The sequence below is a fragment of the Microcystis sp. M53602_WE12 genome (assembly GCF_030065455.1).
GTDB classification, from domain to species: Bacteria; Cyanobacteriota; Cyanobacteriia; order Cyanobacteriales; family Microcystaceae; genus Microcystis; species Microcystis aeruginosa.
The window spans coordinates 1-8,562 of the sequence record NZ_JASJFB010000104.1; the positions used below are offsets into that span (position 1 = coordinate 1).

Genomic DNA, 8,562 nt, shown 5'->3' on the forward strand with positions numbered 1-8,562 from the left:
CATCTGGTCAATTACCTAATTTTCAGGGAAAAAGTACCTGAATTTTCCCCCCGCTCACTCCCAGGTCCGGTACTTTTGGATTGACAAAAAGTCTAAAAGTCTTATCCAGCAAGGTTTTTAGATTTATTCAGCAAGCCCTAAGTATGGCTCAGTTTCCCCTTCCCGAAATAGTGATCTAAGGACTGTTTAATCCTGTCCCTTGCTCTCCCACTTGGTACTTGGTCTATCGGATATCTGGGAAGAAAATAGACTGTTCTTCTTTTCCCTCGCACGGCAAGGACTAGACGGGTTAGGAAAGTCAAGCCACTCTAGTTCTCATAGTACCAAATCGGGGCAATACCGGCTTGAGTATTTACAAAAATACAATCTAATGTGGTTAGCACTCCCCCTTGATCGCGATAGGCATCGGCCACATCCCAAAGCCGAAAATTAAAGGATAATAACCAATCGGCGATTTCGGTTAAGAGGGGAGTTTTTTGGCCATAGCCCCGATAGAGCCAGCATTCGAGAAAGAGAACATCGACTTTAGGTAGGGTTTTGACGGCTCCTTTAAGTATAGACAACTCCGAGCCTTGGGTATCAATTTTGATCACTTGGGGATGGGGTAAACCAAGTCGGGCAATTGCGTCATCAATTGTTAACATTTGCACCGAGATGGGAGTGGTGGGCTGACTATCATCACCGGTTGGCAAGAGGCTACTGCTCACCACGTCCGTGGAAACATTCATCGTCACCTCGCCGCAGGTTTCACCTAGGGCGTATTTATACAGATGAAAGGAGGGATAGACTCGCAGGATTTCTGAGATTAATTCCCGATAGTCGCTGCTGTAGTCGATGAGGGGTTCAAAGAGATAAAATTCAGCTTCCTGCAGCACCTGTTTGATATAGTAGGACCAGCCACTATTAGAAGCACCCACATCAAAGATCACCCTCGGGGTGTAACCTAGGTTTTGTAGTCGTTTAAATACCTGTCGATCCAATTGGAGGACTTGAGTATCTAAGTCATCAAGCATTTTTTGGTAATCAGACCTTAATTGCAGTTTTTCAGAGTTCATATCCTTTGAATTACTTCGGGTTTATCTTTTTCGGTACAATTTCATCCCATAAGTGCCTGTATCTAACTGTTCTCCTGTATCGTACCACTGGGGGAGTGAGTCGCCAACAATTTCTGCTAATCCGGGATTCCAAGATGCTCTAGCACTGGCCCTAGGATCAATGACAATTAATGAAAGATTATCCCTATCCTCTGGTGTCATCTGCCCATTATAAAGGGGGAAATAAACTCGTTTAGCCCGAGACTTGAGGGCGTAGAATGTTTGAAAATCAGCGTAGATGTGATCCTGAGGATTAATTTTGTTATCGAGAAAGTTTTGTACTTTAGCATAGTCATTATTTTCCCATTGTTTTAAGGTACTTTGCACTAGGTAAGGTAGTCCTAGTAAGTTGGCATAAAATAATAAAACCAAAAAAGCTATACTAATAATTGTCGTCTGAATTTTGCCCGTATTTTTTTCTAAAATATTATTAAAACTCCAGCAAATACAAATGATCAAGGGAAACATCGACATCCAACTATAGTAAAGTGGATATTTCCCCAGAAAACACATAGTAGTTGGTATGGTAATAACGCTGATCAAAGCAAAAAAGGAAGGAGAACGCCACCGGAAAGATTTGGTCAATAGTTCATAAAATATCAAGATGATCAGCAGTAGTGACAGTGGGGGAAAAGACGGATGCAAGCAGCCACCACACACATAATCTTTCTGGTCAAAAAGTTTGCTCACTCTGGAAAATATTATATCAATGACACTTCTGTTAAGGTTGGCACTGGCAACAGTATGACCCAAAGTCAGACTAACAAAATCATCCCAAACACCATTAGTTGAGTAAAGTGCATAAAGAAATAACATTCCCAAAATAAATCCCCCACCTATGGCGACAAATTCCCGCCAAAATCGCTGAAAGTTGAAAAGGAGTAGGATACCGCCAAAAATTGTCGCAAAGACCACTGCTGACAATCCAGAAAGGGGAAAGAAAAATCCAATAATTGTCATAGTAAGCCATCGGATTTTAGCATCTTTTATTAAAAAAGCCCCCAAAACCAGTGCTGATAAGAAAATGCCGGAAGTGTCGTACCTTCCCGATATATAAATAAAGGTAATTCCTGCTGGCAAAAGACAACTAACCACTAGGATAATTCTTAGCCAAGAAAACTTAATTAAAGGCAATTTCTTGATGAATAACCAGATTACAGTGATGCTAAGAAGCATTAACACATAATTAAAAAGCCTAACTTTTTCAATACTAAATCCCAAAACTTTTATCCATAAAGCCAGCAAAACCGTATAAAGAAAAGAAGTGCTAACATGGAATTCCTGAGCATTTTGATGATACCAAGCAGCCGAGGTAAAACTGTCGTATAAAGCTAGATTAGCTGCTGGTTCTGCCAATACTACTTCATCTATCCACACGGGTTGTAATCTAGGTCCAAAGAATATGCCTACTAGCAAAAAAGCGATTCCCAAACCGATGAGAATCAAAATTTCACTGGTTAAGGAAATATTTTTTTTCATAATCATTACTCACCTAGTTAGTTAGTTTGTGAAAAAATGATTGATGCCTAAGTTTCTAGGCTGAAAAATAAGTAGCTGGCATAACGGAAGCAGACCAAAGTAAGGCTTGATGGAAGACCTGATAATCTTGGAAAAAGAAAACATTGCCCCAAGAATTATCGAGGGAATAGGCAGAATTACAGTAATAACTAACGTCGGAACTGCCCCAAATACGATAGATAACTAGATGCCAATGATAATCTCTTTCTTTCATGGCCTTGACTAAATCTGGTAATTGATTCATCGCTCCCGAACGACCAAAGGGGAAATTTTTATCCCAAAATTCCGCAACTACCACGGGATAACGATAGTTGCCCATACCTTTGATTACTTCTAAATCAAAGCCTTCTGTGTCAATTTTAACCAAACCAATATCTTTAGGTAATTCCTCGCCATCGTGGAGGCTGGCTAGGGTTTTAACAGTAACGGGAATAGTATCGGTAAATACTAAACCTTCCGAGAGAGAATGCTTAGTTAAGCTGTTATAAAAGCTGGCATCTTGATAGGTGTTGTCTGGGGTTTCATCGGTGGCTATATGGAGTTCTTGGGTTTGATTTTCGGAACCGAGAGCAAAGGGAAAAAGCCGAAAGTTAGGATGATCACCGAGGCGATTTTTGAGCTTATCGATTACAGCAGGAAAAGGTTCAAAGGCATAAACTTGATAACCAACTTGTAGGAGACGACTAGAAACATCGCCCCGATTAGCACCAATATCTACTGCAAGACGATGGGGAAGATAGGAATATAAATAAGTCATTAATTCGATGTCTAAATCTTGAAAATATTTTTGATCGATAATGACTTTGTATTTTTGAGAGTGAATATCTTCAAAGATTTGGCGGTTATCTTCGCTAATTTGCTGGAGATTTTCTTGTATTTTTTGTATGGTTCCAAAAACAGCATCGCTTTGCTGTTGGTAAGCTTCATAAATTCTCTGGAAAGAATCGATAATTGTATCACTATGTTTTTGGGAGTCTAATCGCACATCGCTGGCTATTTTTTGGAAAGTGTCCAGAGTTGATTCGTGCTGTTTTTGAGATTGGCTGGCTATTTTTTGGAAAGTATCGAGAGTTAATTCGTGCTGTTTTTGAGATTGGCTGGCTATTTTTTGGAAAGTATCGAGAGTTAATTGGTGCTGTTTTTGAGATTCGCTGTGATTTGTCTGGAGTTTTTCCGTCAATACTTGCATATTTTTAATTATATCTACGGAAAACTTCAGCAAAAAAGCTTGATTTTCCAGTGATAAATCAGCCTTTCGCTTGGTTTCTGCATTTTCTTGTCGGATTTGCTCCGTGGAGTTATTAAGTTGCTCAACCTTAAAATCTAAGGGATCAAGCTGATTAAGTTTCTCCAGTTTTTCCAGTTTTTGGATTTGTTCCAGTTGGACATGACTGAGTGAATCAAGTTTTTCTAGAAATAAATCTTTGACCGCTTTAACTCGCTGAACTATTTTATTTTTGGCTAATAATTTCTTGATCATTTTGGCTAGTGATTAGGTAAATTGTCTTAAGCTTGACTGGGAGAATTTTCAATTTTGCGGCTAGTTTCGGGAACTAACAAATCCTGACGAATAAAAACCACTTCCTTTTGGAGGAGTGTGCCATCAATGGGAGATCTCCATTCGCCAGTTTCGTCATAATAACGGAAACCAAGCTGATCCAAAAGATTAAGCATTTCATTGAAGACGAGAGCGTTCTGATCATAGCGAATAAAGGAGAGTTCAGCAACGACTAAATCCACCTGAGCGATAAATTCTTTGGCTCCTTCTAAGACGATATGCTCGGCACATTGCACGTCTAATTTTAATATTCCTCTGCCAGAAATTTGCTCATCTGTCGCCACCTGATCGAGGGTTTTTACTTCCACTGTAATCGTTTCATAGTTTCTAAAATCGGCGGGAGTGAGCAAGGAACTTCCGTATAAATCGGGGGAAACCTGAAAACTTAACTGACCAGCTTGATTAGAGATGGCAATTTCTAGTAATTCCGCTTGAGGAATATTACAGATATAGTAATTTCTGGCCGATTGCTCGTATTTTGAGATTAGCGGATCGATGAGGATAAAGCGAGCTTCAGGGAATAATTGACTAGCGGTATGAGACCAAATACCGTGGGAAGCTCCCACATCAACCACAAAATCTGGCCGATATTTTTGCCCTCGCAAACGTCGCATCACTTGATAGACTTGAGCATAATCTTTATAAATAATTGCGGGAACGGGGGGTTCAATAAAGTGAACTAAATCGATCGGCGATCGAGGTAAAATCGCTTCAAATCTGTCATCGGCCGCTTGTTCCTTTTCTAGGGACTGCCACACCCATTGATCGATCCCTTTATCGGAGAATTTGGCTGCTACTTTAACGGCATTTTCTCGCATTCTTTGCTGATTTTCTGGTTGAAGAACGTAGTCCACGGCTGCGGCCAAACTTTCAGGTGTATAATCACAAACCACACCGATTTGAAAGCGATTAATAAAGTTAGCCGCCGAGGTTTTATTACTGCCTAAAAGAATTACTGGGGTGTTCGCGGTGGCGAGGTTAAAAATAATCCGGCCAGGTAAACTAAGGCGAGACAATTCTGTCCGATCATCTCTTTCGTCCATAGTTCCCGTGGGAACAATGACAAAGGGATATGCTTGTAGTTGTTGTCCTAGTTGTTCTTCGGGATAAAGTCCTTGGCTATAAAGTCCCCATTTTTCTAATTCTGCGGCAGATTCTTTGAGCCAATAATAGTTAGAATTGCCATACCAATCTAGTTTAATCCCTGCCCCTTGAATACTCTCTAACAGAGATTGGAACCATTGGGGACTCCAAATGCTCCCTAATAAAGCTCCCCATTTTTCTTGACAGCGTTGGGGAGAAACTTCGGCAACTTCACTATTAATGAGACGGTGGGGAACGATCGCCGGTAGGAGCCAAAATTTGTAGCCGTACTTATTCTCGTAAGCGTCGCGGAGTTCGGGATGGGTGGCAAAACGAACGGAACATTTGCTTAAAAACTCTTTCATCAAAGCATCGGGAATCTCCTGAACGCAGATATTCTGATCGTCCATGATGTAGGTGGCAAGGGGAACGTTAAATAATTCCTTAATAGCGATCGCTGTCAGAATATCGCTGGCGTAATAAGGGACACAAAAAACGCTCTCAATCTGGTTGTGTGCGAGGGTTTTTAGCACTGACTGAAACACTTGCGCTCGCGATAGCTCTCGGTGATCGAGAAGAAGACTGAAGACCCCAAAATCCTGTTCCCCACCGTAGTGATCAGCGGAGCGTATGGAAATAATTTGACGATTATCGGCAAAGATTCTTTTTACTAGGGCCCCTGTACCGTGCTGTTGATTGACTTCACAGGGGGTAATAATAGCATGGCCGCAGATGTAGTGGTTCTGGAAGATAGCAAAGCGATCATCGATGGGTTTTCCCTGTTCTAATGATCGCCAGAGCCAATCGTCAAAATGATCGGCTTTTAAACTGGAGGCTAATTGATGACTAGCCTGACGAAGTTTTAGTTGATAGTTATAGGTGTGGAGTTTGGCGATTTCTGTCAAGAAACTTGCGGCCGCATAATCACAGACAGAACCGAGGTCAAACTCTTGCACAAATTTAGCAGCAGCGCTATCCTTCTGACCGACCACCAGAATGGGGGTGTTAGCGGCAGCGACGATAAAAGGGATACGGGAGGGTAAGCTCAAATAGGAGAATTCTGGCCGATCCTCTTCTTCCGCGGAACTGCCAGTGGGAACAAGGGCGAAAGGAGCTTGACGTAGGTGGTTAATTAGGTCAGCCTGGGGACAGTAGCCTTGAAAGAAAATTCCATCCTGCGCTAATTCTTCCTCTTGGAATTGCAGCCATTGACGATTGGGATTACCATACCAATCAATTTTTATTTGGGATTCCCGACATAACTGACGTAGTTTTTCTAACCAATTCTGAGACCAAATATTACCAATCAAAACACCTCGCCCCATCAGATCAGGCATGACAATTTCAGGGGGAAACAGATAGCTTTCGACGAGGGGAGGGATAAACCAGATTTTCTGCCTATATTTTTTTTCATAGGCTTGGCACAAGGGCAGAGAAATCCCTAAAATTAGATCGCTGCTATCGAGTAATTTCTGAACTGCTTCATCTTCGACGGCATTAACATAGACGTTCTGATCATCCATCAGGTAGGTACAAACGGGGACCTGAAAGAGAGATTTAATCGCTGTGGCTACATAAAAATCTTCGACAAAGTAGGGAATTACTAAGACTCTTTTCGGTTTTAAATGAACAAATAAATTTTGGATCTTTAATAAAATTTCCCCGTAGGAACAACCTCGCACATCCAGACAAAAATTATGGACTCCAAAATCTTGCTCTCCTCCGTAGAGATTAGTGGTTCGCAAGGAGACTATCCCACCAGTATCAGGGAAAATTCTCTTTAAAAGAACCCCGACACCCTGATTCTCATTGATTTCGTTTGCAGATACTATAATATCATAACTTTCTTGGAATTTGTCGGCAAAACTATTTAAGTCTTGTAAGGACAAACTAAGTTCTTTTTGTAGTTCCTGATAAGAGGTGAGCATAATGACTAATTTTAATAGACTTTAACTATAGACATTCCATGACTGCTGACAGGTTTTCTCAGAAAAATAAAGTATAACTTCATTTTGCCTACTGCCTCGTCATTAAGATAACTGCTGTTTTTTTTCTTGGTTATCCCTCTAGAAATTTTATATTTTTCCCTATACCCTGTCAAATTTATTCTTATCCATCCCAGAAAACGGAGATTGCTCCTTGCAGGTCTTAATGTTTTAAGATTGTTCATCTCCTTTTTACTAACTTCAGTGATTGCTATCACAATGACCTGTTTATATCGCTTTTTGTTTCCCCATCGGCAATTATCATCTTGCCTTGGCAGACTAGAACTGATGCACCACCCACAGAAACTTCCGTAATTGCCCGGTTGTTTTTCTGAAACTTTAATTGTAAACTGCTGGGTCTGCCCATTTCTACCCCTTGGATTATCGTCCATTGATTCATCCCTTCCCTAGAAGATTCTAACCCCCCTAGATAGCCCGCTAAAGCGGCCACAGCCGAACCGGTGGCGGGATCTTCCATAACTCCTAAACCGGGGGCAAACATTCGGCCATAGAGACGAGATTGGGGTGATTCTGGGTCAAAACAGCAGACAAAAAGGGAATTAGCGGGGGATTGTCCCAATAATGATGACCAGAGACTTAGATTTAGTTTTATTTTCCCTAAAACATCTCGGTTTCTAACGGGGATGAATAAAAAAGGGAGACCGCAGGAAAAGGCGCGGGGGGGATAACCGGGTAAGAAATCGGCAACGCTTAGGGAAAGAATCGCCGCTAAATCATCGAGAGCATAAGTATCCGTCACTAATTCTGGCAATTGTGCCACTTTTAACTCACTATAGACCGGTTTTTCCCCGTCCATGAGAATTTTCACTGGTACTAAACCGACTCCTTCCTCCAGATAAATCGTGGTTTCTTGGTGGGGGGGAATAGCACCGATTAGGGCTAAAATATAGGCTGTGCCGACGGTAGGATGCCCTGCAAAGGGTAATTCGGTACTGGGGGTGAAGATACGGACTTTTTTAGTGCCTTGGGGCGTTTCTGGCGGAAAAACAAAGACTGTCTCCGAGAAGTTAAATTCGGCGGCGATTTTTTGCATCTGGGTGTGGGTTAATCCAGATGCTTCCGGAAAAACCGCCAGGGGATTACCGCCAAAAATGCGATCACTAAAAACATCGGCGGTATAGTAGGATTGACACTCCCGCCGCCAAGCTGAGGCTGTGACGGAGGATTCTTGATTCACAGAAACCCGCTTTTGGGTACAAGTACCAACGAGTCTTACAGTTTCTCCCCAAGCTTGAAATTCCGACTGTCCATCGGTATTTGTTGACAGTATTCTCATACCTTCTTCCCTTAAATTCTTGGCTGC

At 41.7% G+C, this 8,562-nt stretch carries 5 protein-coding genes; all 5 read right to left on the reverse strand.

All coding sequences use genetic code 11. The features are described from left to right. Window positions 1-308 precede the first annotated feature (308 nt). On the reverse strand, window positions 309-1,055 hold the full coding sequence (locus tag PX482_RS04300; protein ID WP_002795518.1) for an FkbM family methyltransferase: 747 nt from the start codon (window positions 1,053-1,055) through the stop codon (window positions 309-311). Window positions 1,056-1,076: 21 nt separating this feature from the next. Then, a complete protein-coding gene (locus PX482_RS04305) occupies window positions 1,077-2,573 on the reverse strand; it encodes a glycosyltransferase family protein (protein WP_223210596.1) in 1,497 nt (498 codons plus the stop codon). Between the two features lie 55 nt (window positions 2,574-2,628). Further along, window positions 2,629-4,092, reverse strand: a complete 1,464-nt coding sequence (locus PX482_RS04310; protein ID WP_288097372.1) for an FkbM family methyltransferase — start codon at window positions 4,090-4,092, stop codon at window positions 2,629-2,631. 26 nt (window positions 4,093-4,118) lie between these two features. Next, complete coding sequence (locus tag PX482_RS04315; RefSeq protein WP_288025356.1) at window positions 4,119-7,181, reverse strand: FkbM family methyltransferase; 3,063 nt, start codon at window positions 7,179-7,181, stop codon at window positions 4,119-4,121. Window positions 7,182-7,452: 271 nt separating this feature from the next. Further along, window positions 7,453-8,535: a PhzF family phenazine biosynthesis protein gene (locus tag PX482_RS04320; protein WP_288122109.1), complete on the reverse strand. Its 1,083-nt coding sequence runs from the start codon at window positions 8,533-8,535 to the stop codon at window positions 7,453-7,455. Window positions 8,536-8,562: the final 27 nt, after the last annotated feature.